Genomic DNA, 21,331 nt, shown 5'->3' with positions numbered 1-21,331 from the left:
GGAAATTAAATCCGTCGAATAGTATTTATGTTAGGAATAATTAAGCATCCCCAAGCAAAGACAGTATAAACTTACCATCACCTTGTAGTTCCAACATCCGGCGATGGAAAGAGCGCAGTGAAGAACGATGCCCAACGCTAATATAAGTGATGTCGGTTTTTTGTAATAACCCATATAGTAGGGTTTGATTGTTCTCATCTAAAGCGCTTGTGGCTTCATCGAGAATCGCGTATTGTGGCGACTGCAACAACAAGCGGGCAAAAGCCAACCGTTGTTGTTCTCCCACTGATAGTACTCGCCCCCAATCTTCAACTGTATCTAATACCGCAGTTCGTTCAACTAAATTAGTTAAGTTTACTTGCTTCAAAACTTGCAAAAGTTCATCCTTTGCCACGACTCTATCAGAATTGGGATAAAGTAACTGCTGTCGCAAACTACCCAGAACCATGTAGGGACGTTGGGGTAAAAATAGAAGGCGCGATCGCTCTGGATGAGTAATTGTTCCAGAGCCAGCCTCCCATAACCCTGCTAAAGCACGGAGTAAGGAAGTTTTACCAACACCGCTTTTACCACTAATCAACAGAGATTCCCCAACAGCAAGGGTGAAGGATAAATCCTGTACTAAAACTGTTTGATAATCAGGTGTTTGCAGTGTGACATTCTGAAAGCTCAGACAAGTATCCTCAACCCAGTTGAGAACAGTACACCCCTCACCATCTTTTTCTTTAGGAATTACCCCCCTTAATCCCCCCTTGCAAAGGGGGGAGATCGGAGAATCTAGTTCCTTCCCCTTTGCAAGGGAGTAAACAGGAAAATCTAGTTCCCTCCCCTTTGCAAGGGGAGGGTTAGGGTGGGGTAATTTAATAACTGTTTGCAACTCGTCAAGCCGAGTCACGGCTGCTGCTAAAGCACTTAATTGCTCAAATTGACTGACAATTAAACCCAAAGCAATCAAAATACTGCGAAACGCAACTCCGGCTTGAGCAGATACACCAATTTCCAACTCACCAGAGAGAATCTGAGGAGCCAGAACCAATGTTGGCAGTAAGAATGTAATGTATTGATAGCTGTTCTGAAATAAATCTAAGCCCAACTGCCAGCGAATCAGGCGAGTAAAGTTACTAAAAACGCCCAAGAAACGTTGCCAAAGCTCTTGAGATTCTACAGTTTCACCTTGGTAGAATGCGATCGCCTCAGCATTATCCCGAATCCGAATCAAGCCATAACGAAAATCTGCTTCCCGTTTGAGTTGCTCCAAGTTAATCCCAACCAAGATCCGCCCAAAAGCGATTGTTGTCACCACCGTGCCAGCGATCGCGTAAACGATTAAAAACACCATCAACGGCTGAGAAATTCCCCACAGGAGTCCAGAGAACCCGATGAGTTGCAAAATTGAATCCGATATGACAATAGCAAAGTAAAGGCATTGTTGAGTAAAATTTTGAATATCTTCGGCAATTCGCTGATCGGGATTATCAATTTCAGAATAGGCGGTGAGGCGATAAAAATTCTGTTGAGAAAAGTATTTATTCAGAAAAGAATCTGTTAACCATTGTCGCCAAAATAAATTTAGTTTCCCTTGAATGTATACCTTCAGAGAAATAATCGGTACACCGATAAATAACACCCCTAAAAATATACTAACTGCTTGGGAAAAGCGATTTTTATCTGCTGCTGCTAAGGAAGATTCCATTTCTCCCAAAAAAATACTAACTGCAATCAGTAAGCCTGTTCCCAAAAGGGATAGGAAAAGCAATAACAATAATAGTGCAACTGCCTTCCATCTCTGTTGTGAAAGCCAGTAAAGTTTCCCAACTCGCCAAAACTGATGCAGCATTACTTATTCTCTCAATTCTTCAAGTAATTTATACGGCGGTAATTTTTAAAATGCAATTGAGAAGAATTACCCCACCCTAGCCCTCCCCTTGCAAAGGGGAGAGGACTGGATTTCCGGTTTCCCTCCTTTGCAAGAGGAAGGGAACTAAATTTCCAGTTTCCCTCCTTTGCAAGAGGAAGGGAACTAAATTTCCGGTTTCCCCCCTTTGCAAGGGGGGATTAAGGGGGGTAAATCCGACTTATTTAAACGGAGGTCAGTATTTTTGGGAACAATAAGAAAGCTAGAATAACTAGATAAATCGAATGACACATATATATAACAAGACCTCTGAAAAATCAAAACGGCAACAACTAAGAAATAATATGCCGCCAGCAGAAAGGATAGTTTGGGCAAAAATAAGAGGTCAGCAAATTGAAGATTGCAAATTTCGTAGACAATACAGTATAGATGCATTTGTAGTTGATTTCTATACACCAGAATTGAAACTTGCTATTGAAATTGATGGTGAAAGTCATTATCAAGACGGTATACCAGAATATGACTACGAAAGGCAAGCATTTCTGGAATCAAAAGGTACGAAGGTTGTGAGGTTTACGAATCAAGAGATTTATCAAGATTTAGATGGAGTGCTGGAGAGAATTAGACAAGTTATTTGCGAGTTGAGAGGAATTACCCCACCCTAACCCTCCCCTTGCAAAGGGGAGGGGACTAGTTTTCCGGTTTCCCCCCTTTGCAAAGAGGAGGGGACTAAATTTCCGGTTTCCCCCCTTTGCAAGCTATCCATTATAAACATCTTTCTTAACAGAAAATTGGACAAAAGCCAGAGATTGTGTATTGTCTATACGAAGAGCCGGAAGCATCGCAAAGTCAGCAAATGGAACAATGGATCACACAGGAACTAGAAAGAACCGAATTAGGTGACACCAGAAGAACCAAACGGTTAATCAAAATAGTCGAAAATTTAAGTGCGAAACCGGAAGCCAGTGTTTTGCAAGCAAGTGAAACATGGGCGCAAACGAAAGCCACCTATGACTTCTGGGATTCACCGTACATCAAACCATCCATGATTAGACAAGGACATATCGATGCGACAGTAGAGCGAATTACCCAACATAGAGTAGTCTTGGCAATACAAGATACCACAGAACTTAACTACACCAGCCACAAAGCTCTATCGGGAACAGGATATCTCGATAGTTCTTATGCCAAAGGGTTAAAAGTCCACTCAGTCTTCACTGTCTCCCCACAGGGAATACCATTGGGCATCATCGAGCAAGATGTGTGGTCAAGAAACGAAGAAGAACTAGGAAAATCTGAACAAAGGAAACAAAAACCGACAAAAGAAAAAAGAAAGTCAAAGATGGCTTGATGCTTTGAAAAAAACTGACTCAATCATTCCCGAATCAGTACAAGTAGTGACGATTGCTGACCGAGAAGCCGATTTTTATGACTTATTTGCTGATGCTCGTCGTCCTGGGTCAGATTTTCTGATTCGAGCTACTCAAAATCGCTGTCTAGTTGGCAGTGAGCAGCATTTATGGTCAACTTTAGAGTCTGTTGAGTCGGTTGGCACAATGACAGTAGAGGTAAAACGCTCTGCGACTCAAACGCCAAGAACAGCCATCTTGAAGATTCGTCATGCCACAATTACCATTGCACCACCGCAGAATCGCCCCAAAACAGAACTTCTAGCACCTAGGTGACATTGCAGGCTATTTTAGTCACAGAAGTTGAGCCACCACCAGAGATCGAGCCGATTACCTGGTTACTGCTGACTACCTTAGAGATTACCTGTCTGGAAGATGTTCGAGCTGTATGTGCGATGGTATAGTTATCGCTGGTTGATTGAACGTTATCACTATGTTTTAAAAAGTGGCTGTGGCATTGAGAAGTTACAACTCGAAACTGCCCACAGAATCGAGATGGCTTTGGCTACCTACAGTATCGTTGCTTGGCGTTTGCTGTGGCTGACTTACTTAGCTCGTTTTCAGCCTGATGCTAGTTGTGAACTAGTTTTAGCCACTCATGAGTGGCAAGTCCTCTACACCACTATTCATCATCAACTTTATCCTCATACTACACCACCGACTCTGGCTCAAGTGGTCAATTGGATTGCTCGACTTGGTGGGTTTTTAGGTCGCAAAAGCGATGGCTCTCCAGGTGTAAAAGTTCTCTGGCGTGGATTAAGTCGATTACATGATCTGGTTGAGGGTTGGCTGCTTTGCCAGTCTTTCAATAATTAATTATTGCTCCATCCTATCGTCGGTTTCTGCGGTGTTTTCCTTCTTCCACTACCGATAATTAGTTTTTTACACCAAAGTTGCCATGCGAAAATTTCACTTTTTCAAACTCTGTTGATTCTCGTGCCCATTTTCTCCTGTCACTTGTGATTTTTTGGCTTCCATCCTTCCCTACATAACTACTCTTTTTTGTCAATGTTCTTATTAAGAAAGATGTTTATAATGGATAGCTTAAAAAGGGGGGATTAAGGGGGGTAAAACCGACTATTTTTCATAGTCTTTTGTTGAAAACAATTGCCATTCTTGTTGTTGCCGTAATTCCAATACAAACTGATGATAATTCAGCAATTGGGTGCGATGTCCAACACTGATGTAAGTGATTGATGTTTCTTGTAACTTTTGGTATAAACTGGCTGCGGTTTCTTCATCAACAGCGCTTGTCGCTTCGTCAAGAATAGCGTATGCTGGTTCACTCAATAGCAGTCGGGCAAAGGCGAGTCTCTGCTGTTCTCCCAAAGATAACACCCGTGACCAATCAACAAAGGCATCTAGTCCACCATAACGACCAGCTAAATTTGGTAGATGAACCTGATTAAGGGTTTGCAGAAGAGTTTCTTTAGCGATCGCTTTTTCTGTATGGGGATAAAGTAACTGTTGGCGCAGAGTTCCCCAAGGCATATAGGGACGTTGCGGAAGAAACAGTATGCGGTCTGGTGGGGGTCTTTTGATCGCACCTTCTCCTTCTACCCAAAATCCAGCGATCGCACGCAATAGGGATGTTTTACCTACTCCACTTGCTCCTATAATCAATAATGATTGACCAGGTAATACTGTTATAGATAAATCTTGAATTAGTTTGGTTTGGCGATCGGGAAGTTGTAGTGTCAAATGGTTAACGGCAATATACGTCTCTTCGCTCAACTGAATTCCCGAATCTGGCTCGAAAGATGTGATCTTTTCCATCTTGGTTGTAAGTTCAGTCAGCCGTCTAATTCCTGCTGTCAAGGCACTGAGTTGATCGAACTGAGTAATAATTAGTCCTAGTGCAAATCCCACTCGCTCAAAAGCTGCTTGAGATTGCGTGACAGCCCCCAATTCCAATTCACGAGAAAAAATTTGAGGTGCCAAAATGATAAAGGGCAAAATAAAAGTTAAATATTGATAACCGTTTTGAAAAATATTTAAGTTGAATTGCCAGCGAATCAGACGATTGATATTAGCAAACACGCGCCCAAATCGCTGTTTCATTTGTGCTGATTCTTCTGCTTGTCCTTCATAAAAGGCGATCGCTTCTGCATTGTCTCGAATCCGCACTAAACCATAGCGAAAATCTGCTTCTCGCTTCAGTTGCTCTAAGTTAATTCCAACGAAGGCTCGTCCAAAGACTAGTGTTGTGATTAGTGTCCCAACCACTGCATACGCCAGCAGAGTTATCATTAGAATGGGAGAAATCAACCATAGTAAGCCAATAAAACCAATTAATTGCACCAGGGAATCCAGACACATAACTAATAGGAAAATTAGTCGTTGGGTGACATTTTTAATATCCTCAGCCATGCGCTGATCGGGATTATCAACCTCAGAAAAAGCTTGTAAATGATAAAATGATTGTTTGGTAAAGTATTGATTGAGATAGTAAGATGTGAGGCATTTTCGCCAATCTAGGCTAATTTTTCCTTGGATGTAGTTTTTTGCAGAAATAAATATAATATTTACAATTATAATGCTGAAGAAAAAACCAATTGCCTGCTGAAATCGATTGACGTTCTGCTGTGCTAAGGATGAAGTCAATTCTCCTCGTTGTAATGTTTCAAAAATTACAAATGTGCTGCTTCCCAAGGAGAAAGCTACTAGGAGTAGTAACTGGAAAATTACACCCCAACGTGGTTGGGTAAACCAGTATGGTTGAATAATTTGCCGAAATTGCTGCCAGATTGGAAAATTTAGCATTTTTATCTCAGTATCATGATTCCCACAGTCATTGCACCCCATCCCTTGCTAAACTACGGTGTACATACAAGTTATCGAATTACCCCACCCTAACCCTCCCCTTGCAAAGGGGAGGGAACTAGATTTCCGGCTTCCCCCCTTTGCAAGGGGGGATTAAGGGGGGTAATTGGGGTAGTTTTATGCAAGAGGTCTTTTTTTGATTAAAAAAGCAGCGATGCTAAAATTTGAAAACTATAGGAATGCCGATCGCTCGTGTATCTAATATATTCCTCTGCATATAATTGTCAAAGGTCAACTGTAGACATGGGGAAGTTCCTTGCTCAACTTGCACTGCTCCATTCTCTACTAACAGTGCCAGAGGTTGAGTTACAGAGTAAGTATGAGTAACAGTTACCTCTATTCCTGTCATTTTTCTCAGCCCTAGTGGGTGAGACACAAATTGTTTTTGGAAGTTGGGAAAGTTTTTTAATAAAGTTGGTAAGGCGATCGCATCAGGAATGACAAAGCATAAAGGTTCAGTTTGGGTGACTAAATTATCACTGGAAAAACTTAATAATAGTTCTGTTTTTTGGGGTTGCGATCGCCGAAATTCCTCCTCAAACGAGGATGTGGCACGAGACTGCTGGTGCAGAGCAATCCCAAATGGAGAGATTTGCGTTTGTCGCCAATGCGATCGCCCTAAAAAGTCTATACCTGTGCGGACAGCATAGATTTCAGCAGCGACTTCATCCTCAACCCAAATTAACTCTAGATAAAAGTTCTCAAAAAAGAGAATCTGTGAGGCTGTACCTCGTTCTATCTGCTGCATAGGAGGACTGGCAAACATCAACCCTGCTTGCTCAAAGAATTCAACTTTAGGTGCATCCTCAACACAAATAAAAATGTGGTCAACTTCTAGCAAGGAATTATTTGTCGAAATTAGCAACTGAGTCTTCATATACAAATTCACACCACTGAGTAGAACAAAACACCCATATCCTAAAATTCAGTTAAAACCCTGGCTAAACTGAGTTTCCAGAAGTTATTTCTTAACTCTTCCTCATGAATCGGAACTGAGAACTCATTTCCATCTGACTAAATAGCAGACTTTTCTTAGTATCATTTGCTGCTATATCTATCTACGAAATGCGGATTAGTTTTCAGTCATAGTCACTGAAATTGATATTTTTTCAAAAAAATTTCTGTAATTAATTAAACAAGCCCGTAAAGAAGACAAAAACCACGTCAGCATTTTTAGCAGTTCTCATAATTAGTAATTATTCTCAATTAACTAATTAATTAGGACATTTTGTCAAGTCTTTAGATTGAAAGCATAAAGACATCAAGGGGGTTATTTCCCAGCAATTTGCGAAAAACTGCATAAAAAATTTAAAATTCCCTGATATCTCAATTAAGCTTTTTTCAAAAAAGGTTAAATCTTAGTAGCTATCAAATACTCAGCTTTTGTTGTGTGTGAATGTAATTTCAAGATTTTTCTGTTTTTAAAATAAAATGAATAATATATTAGTGTATTAAGTGCAGGAAGTCTAGCTACAACTGAGTGAGATTATGTTCACGATTTTGTATATTTTCTATCTGTAGTCGAAAATAGCTGAGTTATTCACCAATAGATCTGGAAAATCACAATGAGACAATCACGTAACAAGGATACAAAAGATACAATTATTACTCGTTTTGATTACGAACTTCTTACACCAGAGCAACGGACGTTAGTTGAGCAGCGCACAACAGAAATCCGAGAGCAGCTAAGGCGGACTGCCCAAGACATTTGGGAGATTGGGCAACGATTGGCAGAAGTGCGTTCTAAACTGAAGCATGGGCAATTCGATACTTGGTTGAAAGCAGAATTTGGTTGGAGTCGTCGGACAGCATACAACTTTATTAATGTGTATGAAACCTTTGCTAACCGTGCAAATCTTGCACAAATTGACATTGCTACCTCTGCTTTATATCTACTTGCTGCACCCTCCACATCTCAAAAACTGCGGGAGCAGTATTTAGAAGAAGCGAAAACAGGTAAGCGCATCACCCACAAAGATTTAGTCCAAACTATTAAACATCAGCAAAAAGAAAAAACTGACTCAATAACTACATCAGAAGAGGCAATCAAGCCGGAAATTATCGCCATTGTGCCAAAATCCAGCCAAAAAGATAATTCTCCACCTCCAGTCATTGAGGTTCCCGTAACTCATGTAGAGATAACATCTCAAGCTACTGTTAAGAATCAATTTCGTTGGTGGCGCTTAGGACAGCAGCACCTATTATTTCATGGTGATACAGCTTCACCAGAGTTTTTTGCTAAAATTCCTCCAGTCACCTTAGCTATTGCCGTGACTTCAGACGACTGGGATCATGATTGGCTGATTGAGGAAGCAGCAACAGCAATCATTCTGCAACCCTTTAGTTTGCAAACAAACACCCTTGAGCAATTATTGACCATGTTTTCCCAGCCAGGAGACTTAGTAGTGTTTCCCTGGCTGCCTCAAGAAGATATGATTGCGATCGCTCATAATTTACAGCGACGAGTAATTGCTGGAGATCCGTCCCTAGAATTGTGCCAACGAGCAATTGTCGCATCAGGGTTGAGTGTCGAAGAAGTTTGAGAATGGGGAATGGGGAATAGGAATTACGAGTTACGAATTTTTAATAGATCATCTATGCTGTAGTGGTTGACGGTAATCAGGGGTACATCATCTCCAGATTTGCTTTTACTAGTGACTGTTCCCGTTAATTTAACGGTACCTTCGTATGCACCTCGGTGGCTATTATTGCTATTTGTGTAATCAATCCGTACTTTTGCCCAAGTTGCTTGCTCATCCCATCTTGCAACCAGAAATTTTAATTTTGGGGATGGAACACGTTTAAATATACCTTTAAGGAGCGATCGCGCCACACCACCTTCATCTTGTGCTAAAACGCGCCCAGCTTTAGGATAATTTAGCCAATCCCACCCTAACTGCATCCAAATTTCTCTTTCAGCAATTTGCTCAAATTTCCCCAAACCTGTCCAGCCGCGATAAAAACGACGCAACTGGGAAACATCACCCTGTCGATAAATCAAACAATCCAAAACATCCGCCCTCAAGTGTCCCCAAAGTTGACCGGTGGGAAAATCAATCAACGTTGGCGCAAACTGATGTCCACCAAAATGATTAGTTTGCCATACCCGCAGACTGTCTGATTCTGTTGCATACTTTTGGCGTAGGAGTTGATAAAAAGGATAGCCAAATCGCCCACAAGCTAAGTCATAATTGGCATGGGTACAAACCAGAATTTCTCGAATGTGGTCTGTTGGCTGACGATAAGTTTGAAAATTGGGTAAATTTTGCGGCTGAAATAACAGAGCTTCTGCTAAAAGAGCAACCTGAGTTAGAGGAAGTAAATATTCCTGCTTGGTATACTGAGCAAATAGCTGGGCTGGACGCTGATAATAAAAGACTCTAACCGATTCTGAATGAGTATAAGCCTTATCAGGAGCGATCGCTAACAGCCGACCTTTGAAATAGCGCATCGGGTTAGACGCTAACCGTTCCACGACTTGCAAAAGTGGCTGAAATTCCGGCTTTTCTTGCCAGAGTTCAGCCTTCCAAGGACGCGGTACTTCCACAAGTAACCATTCATCCACCGTACCTGCCGTGCCAATTGGATCTTCACCATTAGCTTGAGAAACCACCGAACAGTAACGACAATCACTCAATTTTTCTCTCTGCGCCTCTGCGTCTCTGCGTGAGATTTTCATATTTTCACTCCACCACAACTTCCCTTCTCAACCAATAAATAGCAACCGCCGCCGCACCACCATATAACCCAAGCAAAATCAAAATTGAAAACTCATCAAAAGGAAATTCCAGCCCTATACCTTCCCCTAACCAGAAAGTTCCCAAGGAACTCAGCATAATCCCAGCACCAAGCTTGATTAACACCTCTGGCAATTTGACCAAATATTGATGTAAAGCGACTACTGCAACTAGCGACAATAATAGCGCCACTGCTGTAGCAGCGATCGCTTCATACCAAGCACTAGAAGCTAATCCCAGTGTAATCACAATTACACCTACCTCCAAAGCCTCCAGAGCAGCACTTTTAGTCATAATCAAAAAATTCAGCTTACTAAATCCTGGTGATTGCTGATCTAAAGCAATACCTTCTTTTTCTAAAACATTATCATCAACCCAACCTGCTCGCCGTCCTGCTGCTAGTCTGCGTACAGATTTATTTACCCATCTCCAACCAAACCACAGCAGAAGCAAACCAATGATGATTTGTAAAGCTTGCAGAGGTACAAACTGCAATCCTGTGCCAAGAGCGATCGCTCCTAGTAATACTACAACTAAACCTGTAATCGCCCCCCAAATGGCCTCACGGGCATAACCAGAGCTACCAATAGCATAGGCGATCGCTACAACTTCTAAAAATTCAATACCTGTGCTGCCTAGTGCAGCTAGGAAGATACTCCAATTCATCGTATTTCCTTGAAAACACAGTAACAATCTAGTACAATCAGGGCGATTGCTAATAATTATGCACCAATCTGTGGTATTCTTATAAAAGTTTGCAGCGTCCCATAATCTGTCTGCTCTAAAAATTTAGGTTACTTCAAATATGGAATGGATTGATCCCGTCTTCGGGTTTCTTAGATATGTGCTGAAGGCCTTTTTGATATATGGTCTTTTTATTTTGATTGAACGCTTGCGTCCAGTGGAGCCAAATCAGCCGTTTCGTGATATTGTTTTTAACTTAAAGTGGTACGTTGTCTATACTCTATTTGCATTTTTGCTCAATGTGATCGGGATTGGAGCATTAGTTGAAATAACTCGGCATTGGCTGGGCGGCCCTTATTTAACTTTACCAGAACCCAGGAATTGGATAGAAACATTCCTTGGTATAGTTTTTTATTTTCTAATTGTTGACTTCTTTTATTACTGGCTACATCGATTTCAACATACCAGTTCTTTTTTGTGGGAACAACATAAATTTCACCACAGCGAAGTTTCCTTAAATGTTACAAGTACTCGCCGGGTGCATTGGCTAGAAGAACCATTGATTCTCGCATTTATTGTAATTCCGATGAGTTTATTGTTTCATATTGAACCAATAGCTGTAGGATTATTGGCATTTATTGAAATTATCTGGTTACAATATATCCATTTAAACTTACGTTTGCAATTGGGTATCTTCACACCAATTATAGTTGGGCCACAACACCATAGAATTCATCATTCATTTCAGCCAGAACATATAGATAAGAATTTTGCTGTATTTTTTCCTATTTGGGATATTCTTTTTGGCTCTTACCATCGGGCACGGAAAGGTGAATTTCCAGCGACAGGATTAACTACTGGTGAAAACTACAATAACCTTTGGGATGCTAATATTTTGCCATTTCGAGAATGGTTTGGACAACGCTATTTGGGATCACTAAAAAATAAGTTAGTCCATAAAAAACTATTACGGTAATATATTTCAAGCCGGTTTAGTACCTAAAAAAATTTGGAATCACCATAATATTCGCACTATCCTACCCCACCAAAACTACACTTTACCTCCCCTCCCCTTGCCAAGGGAAGGGGTTGGGGGTGGGGTGCTTTTCTTATGGGTAATTGAGCGGACTTGATATAATGAATTACGACTTACGAATTATTTTAAACATACTTACCTCAGCGCTGGAGCTAATTTTTGTTGTAATTGACTCACAAACGGTAAACTTGACATTACCAAATCGTAATCTTGTACAAAGTCAATTAGACAAGCTATTTCATCTACACCTGCGGCGCGAATTTCTTCAACAAAGGGGCGACAACTGTCGGGCGTACCAATGAGCGATCGCCCTTTCATAAATCCTTCCACACCAAATTGTAGTATACTATCGATATCGTCTTCAGAGAAGTTTTTCAGGCTGACTTTTAAGCCCATACTCTTCGCCAAACTTTCTATTAATTCGTAGTGGGTTTTGAGGTAATTACAGAAAGGTTGTGTAACTTTTTCTTTAACTTCGTTGATATCATCCCCTAAAAAAGTATGAATCATCAGTGCCACTTTCCCTGCTTGGGGATCGTGTCCATGTTTTGCTAGGGAATTGCGGTAAAGTTTAATTTTGGGCGCAATCTCATCTAATGTACCAGCGAGTAACGAAGTTAAGACGTGCGCTCCCAGTTTCCCAGCTTCCACAAAAGTTTCTGAAGACTGGCAAGTGATCCAAATAGGAAGCTCTGTTTGTACAGGTCTAGGCAGTGTTTTTACTGAGAAGACTTTCCCTGTAGCGTCCTGACGTTCAACCGAATCGCCCCGCCAGAGTTTTCGCATTACCTCCAAATCTCTCCACATTACGGCTTTGCGATTGACATGGGGTTCACGAGCTAAGACGAAATCATCCACAGTCCAACCAGAAGCAAAAGCGATCGCTACTCTTCCCTGTGATAAATTATCTACTACCGCCCATTCTTCAGTAGCTCGGACAGGATCGTGTAAAGGTAAGACAAAACTACCAGCACGCAATTGTACTTGTTTAGTAATCATAGCGATCGCGGCACTAGTAATTGCTGGATTTGGGTAAAGTCCCCCAAAAGCGTGAAAATGCCGTTCTGGAGTCCAAATAGCTGTTAAACCATTTTCGTCAGCAAATTTCGCGCTTTCGATTAAAAGTTGGTATTGATGAGGACGAGCAACGGAGCCATCACCATCGAAATAAAACAGGCTAAAATCCATAATTCTTTTGCATTCAAATTGAGGAAAAGGGGGATTCAGATATGTCCTCTGAATCTCCCTTTGTTCATTCAAACATTTGATTAATTAAACGTGAGTTCGAGTCTGGCATTACCCCCCTTAATCCCCCCTTTGCAAGGGGGGAAATCGGATTTCCAGTTCCCTCCCCAATGCATCGGGGAGGGCTAGGGTGGGGTCAAACAGTGGATGGTTGTTTAAACACTGGTAAACACCGATGAATTCAGGCTACTTGCTTGAATGGATTTCAGCACTCCTAATGTCTCATCACCAACCTTGATGGCAGTATCGAATCCACTCTGACTCAGTGTCAACTGGTCATAGCTCAAACCTGCACTCAAACTGATCTGCTGACCGAAGCTGATTTGAAAGTTGTAGATGGTATCAACTCCCTCACCTTTGGCAAGGACAATGGTATCTTTACCACCATTGAGGTAAATGGTGTCATTACCAAAACCACCATTAATTAGGTCATCTCCCGAACCACTATAGATAATGTCATTACCAGCACCACCTAGTAATATGTCCTTGCCACCATTACCAAATAGTTGGTCATTGCCGTCACCGCCATCTAATAGGTCGTCACCGGAACCACCAAATAGGTAGTCATCGCCACCATTACCAAATAGTATGTCTTTACCACCGTTGCCAAACAGCTGGTCATTGTTAATGGTGCCAATTAGGATGTTGTCACCAGCATTGCCAGACGAAATTGTTGGAGCATCACTGAGAGTTAAAGTAAAACTACCAGAATTGGGATTGACTTCATACTGTTCACCATCGACCACATTGAAGGTTAAGCTTTCAATTCCTTCATCAGGGCCATCATCAAACACCTGTAAAGTTAACGAAGCTGTTGGTTGAGTCAAGGTGACAAAGAAACCACCACCTGTACCATCACGTTCTGGGAACCCTGCAATTCCTTCGTAGGTAATTGCTGGCGTACCATCTTCATTGAAAATTAGGAACTCACCCAAGGATGCTGGGGTTGGACTTAACACATACACCTTTAAGCCATCTGCCGGAATTTCTCCACCCACGGCGAAGTTAATAGTGAAAGTATCTCCTTCGGTGAGAACGCTTTGGTCAACTGATATACTCACCACTGGACCAACGCCACCAGGTACGCCATCCACGAAGGTGACTGCTGTTGAGGTGGCTACTGGGTCAAGGGTATATGCTTCGCTAGCTAGCAGTTGATAATTATAGGTAGTATCAACTTCTTCCACAATGTCATCGAAGACGGGAATCGTTACCGTTGCGGTGGCTTGGGTGAGACGGAACTCATAAGCTTGGGTGTCACGGTTAAAACGCAGATAATCAATGCCCTCAGACTCGACTACTTGTCGGAATTGCAACCCTTGGGCAACTGCGGAGGCGCGGAAATCTCCACCCACGCTAACCACAATGCCATCGGTTGGGAGAATACCTTGTGCGTTGAAGGTCAGCACTAAGCCTGTGCCTTCTGCTTCATTCACCACTGGGGAGGCAGTGAAACCAACAATGGGAGGGACAGGGGTTAAGTCAATACTGAGTTCGTAGTTGCCAATGTTGGTTCCAGAGGCAGGAATAATCCGACCACCGCCACTACCGGCTGTGAAGGGATCATAGTAACGGTTGCTATTGGCAGCGACACCAATATAATAATCTCCCTCTGCGATCGCTGTGAATTCTAAATAGGCATCGCGGTTGGAAAGAAATAACTCATCTGGGGCGGGGTCGTTAAACGATGTAGCCAACTGGATACCTGTGGAGTCAAATAGCCGCAGTTCTGTATCGACAAATTGCTCGTTTTCAAACCCTTCAATTAAGAAAGGCACGGTATCTGTGTCAATCTTAATCTTTTCGCCTGCTTTGAGTTGAACTTTGTACAGGTCTACATCTTCAGAAGCATCGATGAAGTTCCCCGGTGCATTGCCGATTTCTGCCTGAATCTTGAAACTAGTATTGTCAACACTCAGTTGGGTATCAATTGCCTGGGGAATTACATCATTGAGGGTTAGCAGGCTGTTACCTTCGCTCTCAACTAATGGTACATCGCTGGCATTGTCGTAAATGTTGAAGGTGGCTGTGTTGGCAATAGGGTTAACTTGGTAGGTGCTACCAGGTTGAATGGTGAAGACGGCAGTTTCTAGACCTTCTGCTAGTCCGTCATTCTTCACAGGTACTTGCACTACTGCTTCAGTTCCGGTGATTTTGAGATTAAAGCCGTTGTCGGTGACACTGACAATCTCGCCATTTGTAACTTCTACTCCAGTGAGATCAAACTCGCTCAAGCTAGGGGTAGTAACGAAGATGGTGACTCCTTCGGCTGGCGGGGGTGAACTCAGGCTGAAGGTGTGGACAGAAACAGTTTCTGCCGACTCAATCAGATTTGTGGGATTGAATTCATAACTAACTTGAATTTGAGATGTCGGCGTATCAAGCAGTGTGAAGGTAACGGCTGCTTTGGCCGGATCAATTGTATATCCTGCACTGGACTGAAGTTCAAATGTCAGGGATTCTATGCCTTCAACTTCCCCATCATCAAATGCCGACAGGGTAAGAGTTGCAGTCTGCTCAGTCAGTTTGACGTAAAAACCACTTGCATTGAAGTTGCCATAAGGGAAGGAAGCACCATTGACTTCGGCTTGGAAAACGTCAAACTCACCCGCTCCCGCAGTAATACCACTATTGACATAAACTAGTACACCTTCTGCTGGTGGTGCCTTGTCTAGGGTAAATGTGAGTACGGTAGAAGTTCCTTCTGATTCAATGAGTTGTGTCTGGCTAACTTCCAGTCCTACCTTGGGAATAACCGTTGCTACGGGTGCTTGCTCTAAAGTTTCGTAGAAGGTAACTGTAGAGGAGTCAGCATTTGGATTAACTTTAGTGTTGTCACCAGCTAATAAAGCGAAGGTGGCTGATTGAGAGCCTTCAATTTCGGTCGTAGTGGGAATAATGAAGCTGATGTAGGCGTTATTCTGGGTGAGGTTGAAAGTAAAGCCCGTTGCTTCACCTGTTTGTGGGTCATAAATGGCATCGCCAATTTCACCACCTATACCGAAGGGTGCAGTTCTGAGTGCGCCCAAGTAGTCGCGCAGGATGATGTTGGAGTTGATGGTGACATTAGCGCCACCTTCGGGAATTTCCCCGTCTGCTTGCAAAGAGATGACTAATACTGCTGCACCCTCTGGTGGAGATGTCACCAAGTATGGTGAGAGAATCTTTTCACCAGTCTCGCGATCGGAGTAAGTACCTGTAATCGTTTCTAAGGAGATGATTGGTCTAGTACCACTGGGAACAGGTAAGGGGGGATTGATAACTGTACCAACTTCTGGGTTAAGATTCAGATTCAGGGTATAAGTGCCACTGCTTGTACCTGTGCCGCTTCCCTGCTCATTGGGATCGTAGGGGTCAAAATTGGTGAGAGCAGGATTTTCGACGCTGCGATCGTAGTTCGGATTGCTACTGACTCCAACGTAGTATGTTCCCGCCTCAGATGTGGTGAAATCGAGATAAGAATCGTTTCCAGAAACAAAGATTTCATTGGGAGCAGGCGCTCGGCGGTTAGCTGCTAGGACGTTGCCTTCGGCATCAAATACTTGTAGGGCTGAGGAGAGAGTGGAACCATTTTGTTGAGCGTCGATATCGAGTACTAAGCGATCGCCTGCTGTTAACTCGACTTTATATAGGTCTACATCTTCGGTATTATCAACGTAGGTAAAGCCTGCGTCTGTGGGGTTGATCCGATAACGGTTGGCGACGCTGTAATCAATTGCCCCGGTGATCGCAAGTGTGGGATTGGCGGCGCTTAATAAGGCGTTATTAGCTGTGGCAATGGTATCATTGCTTTCGATTTCTGCACTTAGGGGCTGTGGCGGCAGTGGGGCATCTAAAATGGTAAATGTTGCTTGATTACTGGTTTCACCAATGACGTAGCCTGTTCCCGCTAACAAGGTGAAGACGGCCGTTTCTGTTCCTTCTGCTACTCCATCATTCTTCACGGGTAAGTCAATCACAACCCTTTGGCTGGTGAACTTCAAGTCAAAGCCATCGGCTCTCACTGCCTCTATAGTGCCGCCGATAAGACTGATTTGCTCCAGATCAAATTCACTCAAATTAGGAGCGCTAACCGAGACAACCAGCCCATCGGCTGAGGGAGGGGCACTTAGGGTAAAGGTGTGTCGAGATACTGTGTTATTGGACTCAATTAGAGTGGCGGGTGTACCTGTCAATATGACTTGCGGTAAAGTCGATTCTGGTGTGTCTTGAATCGTCACTACCAAAGAATTCTCTGTGGGACTGACAGTGTAGCCAAGATTTGGTACAAGGCTGAAGCTCTGAGTTTGTAATCCTTCTGGTGTCTCGTCTGCAAATGCTGGTACCACAATGCTGGCTGTTTGCTCAGTGATGTGGAAATAAAAGCTATTACTGCCAACTATAGCGGGGAAGTTTCCGCCTGTGACTTCTGCTTGTAGGGCATCCAATTGACCCAAGTTAGTAAATGAGTCACCTCTCACCAATACAGTCACGCCTCCTGGTGGTGGCGGTTCGCTGAGGGTAAAGTTGAAGGTGACGCGATCGCCTTCTGACTCAACTATGGTTGTATTAGTTGCCGTGAAGCTGACTTCTGGGGTGACACTAAGAGTAGGAACATCTCCGAGCGTGTTGTATACAGGAAATGTTGTGGCATTACTCTCTGGGTTGACATCATAGCCATCACCTGCTTGTACAGAGAAGGTTGCTGTTGCTAACTCGTCGGCTGGGAGGTCGCTCTTGAGACGCAAGACGATCAATGAATTCGGGCTTGCTACCTTTACCTTGAAACCAATCCCTTTACCTGTTTCGTCGTAAATCCCCTCAAGGACTTCGGCTCCTGGCGAATAAGGTGCAGTGTTCAACCCAGTCAGGTACTTGTACAGATCAATGTTGCTGATGACATCGACTACTAACCCTTCTTCTGGGATCGAGCCTTCTACATTGAGTGATAGGTTAAGGACACTTGCACCTGTCCTGACGCTATTATCTGCTGCTGTATATTCCGCAGACTTTACTAGTCCGTAAGCGAGCAGATTATTTTGGGCATCTATTGTTATAGGTGTTGAATTGATCCCAATAATCGTTGGCATAGTATATTTTGGTGTTAGTGGATAAACGGTGATACCATCTCTGACAGTCGTTGAATCTGCTTTACTAGCATTCACAACATAAGTAAAGCTATTTCTGTCAGTAACGCTTGTATTCGATGTGTAGTTGAAGAAATCTTTGTTATTGAAAATCAACATAATTCCTAATTAATAATTAGGAGTTTCATAACTATGAATTATGAATTAGTCGAGTCTCCTCTTTTTGATTCTTTGCACTACTTTTAATTTCTTGCTACTGAAACGTTACAGCGAATTTCAATCTGAATTAAATACAACGGTTGAGGAACAGCTTTGCCATACCTCGATGATGGTCTTTTAGCCAGTTGAAAACTGCTGTCAATCCAGTGTTAGACATCCTGAGTCAAGCAAAACCTAATTTAGTAGCCACGCCAAAATAAACTACCTGTTTTATTCATGAAAAACCTTGATTGTCAAGGCTTGCAGTTTTGAAACGGTGTAGCTTATTTGTGCATAATACTTTGATTAGTTTTAGTTGAGAAATATTCTTGATAGGAGAACTATACCATAAACAATACCACAACCGTATTTAATCGGAAATATGAATTATAAAGTTTAAATAAAGTCTTTTTGGTTACATACATTGCAGGAGGAGATTGGTAATCAGTGCAAAATTTGCATGAAGCATGAAAATAAATGGCGTTGCTGAATTGCGGCATGAATCCAGATGTAGAGACGTTGCAATGCAACGTCTCTACAATGATTTTGATGTCATGCACAATCGTTTTCATACATGAAATCAGCAACGCCAAATAAATAGTAGATATTTCTAAATGTACGCACCCCACCCCTCCTTGCGAAGGCTACGGTGTATACACAACTCGAATTACCCCCTTCATCCTCCCTTATTAAGAAATTTTAGGAGTGGTAATCTTGGTTTCAAAGTTAACCCTATGCCAACAAGCAACAGCAGTCCAGTCATCATGCTTGGTTCTGGAACTGACGCAGTGGGTTCATATCGTCTTAGGGTACTTAAGGTTGCACCCGATAAGTTTTGGTTAGATCGCCCATTAATTAATTCAATATAAGTGATGTTTTCCAGAGGCGAGTACCACATATTGGAGCGATATCCCAGAGTCTGTCCGCGATGGATGTACCAGAAGCGATTGGGGGATTCAATAGTACCGATACCCAGTCCATAAGCAGAATAATTTTCTGATGCAATGGGGTTGATGGTCGTCAGCATTTGGTTGAGGGTGTCAGGCTTCAGTATTTCCCCACCGATTAGGGCTTGAATAAAGGTGGCTAAATCGGCAGTATTAGATACCATCGCCCCAGCAGACCAAGCCCAAGACAGATTAGTTACAGAAATATCGTTCAGTGTGCCGTCTTGATCAAAGTCCCAATAGCCTTTGACGTAGCCCCCAGGGATAGCTTCTTCTTCGGCAAAAAAGGTATTGCTGAGGGCTAGGGGATCAAGGATGCGATCGCGGATTTCATCTGCAATATTACTGTTTGTTGCCGCTTCCAATACCATACCCAACAAGAGAAAGTTAGTATTGGAATACTCCCACGACTCCCCAGGATCAAAATTCGCCTCTGTGCCATTAATTAAGCTCACCAGTTCCTCTGGCTGCCAATTATTAAAAAAAACTCCTGGGTTGACCGCACCTTGTGTAAACAGCACATCAGTATAGTCGGCAAGACCGCTAGTATGGTTCAATAATTGGCGTACTGTAATCCTCTCTGAATTGGGAATGGTTGCCGTTACCGTCCTTGGTAGTCGGTTAACTAAGGTATCCTCCAAACCAAGAATGCCCTCTTCAACTAGTTGTAGTATGGTTGTTGCGACAAAGGTTTTAGTAATGCTGCCAATTTCAAAGCGATCGCTAGGCTGTAATTGTGTATTTGTTGCTATATCTGCCACCCCGCTAGCCCCAAACCAGGTTCCTTTGGGACTGATAATCGCTACGGCTGCCCCCGGAATGCTTCCCCGTGCTTGATCCAGACTTGTCTGTAGCTGCTCTGCCAAGTCTTGATTGACAGGGGGTGGTAATGAATCCACTGCAAGAGTCACCGATAAGGCAGGGGAAAAAATCGAGCCAGTTAACAGGGTTGCAGCCGGAGTAAACAACAGGGCTGAGGTGAGAATAGTCGTTGGGAGAATTTTAAAAAACATAATTATGATGGGGGTTGCTGTTCAGGAATCTGATGATCTGGCAATAAGTCTTCTACTTGGCGCAGGTATTTTACTGTGTATCCACCAACTCCCACTAGTGCCATACAAATACTCATGCTGACAAATAACAATGTCATCCCAGACCCAGTACCAGTACCAAAGAATCTACCAAAAATTGGTGCTAAACTCCCCGTAGGATGCATTGCTGGTTCTAGTACTTGGTCAGCTAGAAAACCGGCGATTAGCGGTGTTATGGTTGAAATCGTGACGCCAATCAGTTGATCTGCTGCTAAAACTCGCCCTTGCAGAGACGGTGGCACTTTAGTGTACCAGATAGCATTACTAGAACTGTAAAACATGGGGATCAGCATTGCTGCCAGAAAATGGGCACCGATCCAAATTGTTGTTGTTTGTCCGATCCCCATAATTGTTTTAAAGAAACCGTATCCGGCAAAACCAAGTAACATTCCATGAATACGGCGTTTAAATCCTCCCCAGGCTCCCAGTAATAACGCACCGACGACACCACCAATCCCCGCAGCAGTGGTGACAGCGCCGAGAATTTCTGAGTCGCCACCTGTACGCGCAAGAATCATCGGGCTGTAGATAGCTCTGCTGATATCATTGGGAATCGCAAATAAAGTAAAAGCGATCGCCATTGCTGTTAAAGAAGGATTTGCCCAAATATAACGAAATCCAAAGGTCAACTTTTGCCAAAGGGTTTCTTGGCGATCGCCCATTGTTTTTTCTGGCGCTGTCCGGGGAATTCTGATAATCAGCAACGTTACAAAGGAGGCGAGAAAAGTCGCTAAATCAATCCAAAAGATGCTTTGCAACCCAAAACGCGGATAGAGAAAACCTGCTAAGGCGGGGGCAAAAATTGCCGCACTGTAGTTTACAGCACTCCCCAAACTTTCAGCACGGGTATATTGCTCTTGGGGAACTAGTACAGCGATGGAAGTTGAATATGCCAGAACTTGTAACTGTCCAAAACCACCATAGAGGGCAACTATTATATATAGATGCCACACCTGTAATTGCTGAGTGAGATATAGCAGCGCTACTGCTAGGGTACATAACAAAGCAGCAACTTCAGCAATGAGCATGAGCAACCGGCGATCGTAGCGATCGACGGCAATACCCGCAAACGTGGTAATTAGTAATCTGGGTAGTTGGGCAAAGAAACCCACTAACGCCAAAGCTGTTGCTGAACCTGTTTTATCCCATACCCAAATTGTCAGTGCGAACACTGTCATAAAACTGCCGATGGTTGATACCATCTGCCCTAGCCAGATTATTAAAAAAGTTCGCATTGTGG

12 protein-coding genes and 1 pseudogene are annotated in these 21,331 nt (G+C 42.9%); 4 read left to right on the top strand and 9 right to left on the bottom strand.

The window, feature by feature from the left end; all coding sequences use genetic code 11:
• Positions 1 to 40: 40 nt before the first annotated feature.
• The gene (locus tag HUN01_RS33145; RefSeq protein ID WP_181929716.1) at positions 41 to 1,837 is read right to left on the bottom strand and encodes an ABC transporter ATP-binding protein/permease; all 1,797 of its coding nucleotides are present in this window, start codon (positions 1,835 to 1,837) and stop codon (positions 41 to 43) included.
• 302 nt (positions 1,838 to 2,139) lie between these two features.
• Here HUN01_RS33145 and HUN01_RS33140 point away from each other — a divergent pair, with 302 nt between their 5' ends.
• Entirely contained in the window at positions 2,140 to 2,520 is a 381-nt protein-coding gene (locus HUN01_RS33140) for an endonuclease domain-containing protein (protein ID WP_181929715.1), read from the top strand.
• A 191-nt stretch (positions 2,521 to 2,711) separates the two neighbouring features.
• Positions 2,712 to 4,080: pseudogene (locus tag HUN01_RS33135) on the top strand (IS4 family transposase).
• A gap of 261 nt (positions 4,081 to 4,341) precedes the next feature.
• Here HUN01_RS33135 and HUN01_RS33130 read toward each other — a convergent pair.
• Positions 4,342 to 6,027, bottom strand: coding sequence for an ABC transporter ATP-binding protein/permease (locus tag HUN01_RS33130; RefSeq protein WP_181929714.1), 1,686 nt, complete (start codon positions 6,025 to 6,027; stop codon positions 4,342 to 4,344).
• Between the two features lie 217 nt (positions 6,028 to 6,244).
• A complete protein-coding gene (locus HUN01_RS33125; RefSeq protein ID WP_181929713.1) occupies positions 6,245 to 6,964 on the bottom strand; it encodes a VOC family protein in 720 nt (239 codons plus the stop codon).
• 688 nt (positions 6,965 to 7,652) lie between these two features.
• On the opposite strand from HUN01_RS33125, the gene HUN01_RS33120 reads away from it, so the two are divergent.
• Positions 7,653 to 8,630 carry a DUF3102 domain-containing protein gene (locus tag HUN01_RS33120; protein WP_181929712.1) on the top strand — a complete coding sequence of 326 codons (978 nt, stop codon included), beginning with the start codon at positions 7,653 to 7,655 and terminating at the stop codon, positions 8,628 to 8,630.
• 23 nt (positions 8,631 to 8,653) lie between these two features.
• Here HUN01_RS33120 and HUN01_RS33115 read toward each other — a convergent pair whose 3' ends face one another.
• Both HUN01_RS33115 and HUN01_RS33110 read right to left on the bottom strand, forming a co-directional pair.
• A complete protein-coding gene (locus tag HUN01_RS33115; protein WP_181929711.1) occupies positions 8,654 to 9,766 on the bottom strand; it encodes a sucrase ferredoxin in 1,113 nt (370 codons plus the stop codon).
• Between the two features lie 4 nt (positions 9,767 to 9,770).
• Positions 9,771 to 10,490 carry a COG4280 domain-containing protein gene (locus HUN01_RS33110; RefSeq protein WP_181929710.1) on the bottom strand — a complete coding sequence of 240 codons (720 nt, stop codon included), beginning with the start codon at positions 10,488 to 10,490 and terminating at the stop codon, positions 9,771 to 9,773.
• A 139-nt stretch (positions 10,491 to 10,629) separates the two neighbouring features.
• Here HUN01_RS33110 and HUN01_RS33105 point away from each other — a divergent pair, with 139 nt between their 5' ends.
• Positions 10,630 to 11,484, top strand: a complete 855-nt coding sequence (locus HUN01_RS33105) for a sterol desaturase family protein (RefSeq protein WP_181929709.1) — start codon at positions 10,630 to 10,632, stop codon at positions 11,482 to 11,484.
• Positions 11,485 to 11,679: 195 nt separating this feature from the next.
• On the opposite strand, the gene HUN01_RS33100 is transcribed toward HUN01_RS33105, so the two are convergent.
• The 4 genes from HUN01_RS33100 to HUN01_RS33085 form a co-directional block, all read right to left on the bottom strand.
• Positions 11,680 to 12,732 (bottom strand): LLM class flavin-dependent oxidoreductase, encoded by a 1,053-nt coding sequence (locus tag HUN01_RS33100; protein ID WP_181929708.1) that lies wholly within the window; start codon positions 12,730 to 12,732, stop codon positions 11,680 to 11,682.
• A gap of 212 nt (positions 12,733 to 12,944) precedes the next feature.
• Entirely contained in the window at positions 12,945 to 18,014 is a 5,070-nt protein-coding gene (locus HUN01_RS33095) for a pre-peptidase C-terminal domain-containing protein (protein ID WP_181929707.1), read from the bottom strand.
• 715 nt (positions 18,015 to 18,729) lie between these two features.
• Complete coding sequence (locus HUN01_RS33090) at positions 18,730 to 20,013, bottom strand: serine hydrolase domain-containing protein (protein WP_181929706.1); 1,284 nt, start codon at positions 20,011 to 20,013, stop codon at positions 18,730 to 18,732.
• 2 nt (positions 20,014 to 20,015) lie between these two features.
• Positions 20,016 to 21,326 carry an MFS transporter gene (locus HUN01_RS33085; RefSeq protein ID WP_181929705.1) on the bottom strand — a complete coding sequence of 437 codons (1,311 nt, stop codon included), beginning with the start codon at positions 21,324 to 21,326 and terminating at the stop codon, positions 20,016 to 20,018.
• Positions 21,327 to 21,331: the final 5 nt, after the last annotated feature.

It is taken from the genome of Nostoc edaphicum CCNP1411 (genome assembly GCF_014023275.1).
In the GTDB taxonomy this organism is placed as follows: Bacteria; Cyanobacteriota; Cyanobacteriia; order Cyanobacteriales; family Nostocaceae; genus Nostoc; species Nostoc edaphicum_A.
This window is presented reverse-complemented; position numbering and strand designations above follow the sequence as displayed.

Excerpts from the sequence above, each read along its gene's own strand:
- HUN01_RS33145 (WP_181929716.1), bottom strand. The coding sequence starts at position 1,837 with ATGCTGCATCAGTTTTGGCGAGTTGGGAAACTTTACTGGCTTTCACAA.
- HUN01_RS33140 (WP_181929715.1), top strand. The coding sequence starts at position 2,140 with ATGACACATATATATAACAAGACCTCTGAAAAATCAAAACGGCAACAA.
- HUN01_RS33130 (WP_181929714.1), bottom strand. The coding sequence starts at position 6,027 with ATGCTAAATTTTCCAATCTGGCAGCAATTTCGGCAAATTATTCAACCA.
- HUN01_RS33125 (WP_181929713.1), bottom strand. The coding sequence starts at position 6,964 with ATGAAGACTCAGTTGCTAATTTCGACAAATAATTCCTTGCTAGAAGTT.
- HUN01_RS33120 (WP_181929712.1), top strand. The coding sequence starts at position 7,653 with ATGAGACAATCACGTAACAAGGATACAAAAGATACAATTATTACTCGT.
- HUN01_RS33115 (WP_181929711.1), bottom strand. The coding sequence starts at position 9,766 with ATGAAAATCTCACGCAGAGACGCAGAGGCGCAGAGAGAAAAATTGAGT.
- HUN01_RS33110 (WP_181929710.1), bottom strand. The coding sequence starts at position 10,490 with ATGAATTGGAGTATCTTCCTAGCTGCACTAGGCAGCACAGGTATTGAA.
- HUN01_RS33105 (WP_181929709.1), top strand. The coding sequence starts at position 10,630 with ATGGAATGGATTGATCCCGTCTTCGGGTTTCTTAGATATGTGCTGAAG.
- HUN01_RS33100 (WP_181929708.1), bottom strand. The coding sequence starts at position 12,732 with ATGGATTTTAGCCTGTTTTATTTCGATGGTGATGGCTCCGTTGCTCGT.
- HUN01_RS33095 (WP_181929707.1), bottom strand. The coding sequence starts at position 18,014 with ATGTTGATTTTCAATAACAAAGATTTCTTCAACTACACATCGAATACA.
- HUN01_RS33090 (WP_181929706.1), bottom strand. The coding sequence starts at position 20,013 with ATGTTTTTTAAAATTCTCCCAACGACTATTCTCACCTCAGCCCTGTTG.
- HUN01_RS33085 (WP_181929705.1), bottom strand. The coding sequence starts at position 21,326 with ATGCGAACTTTTTTAATAATCTGGCTAGGGCAGATGGTATCAACCATC.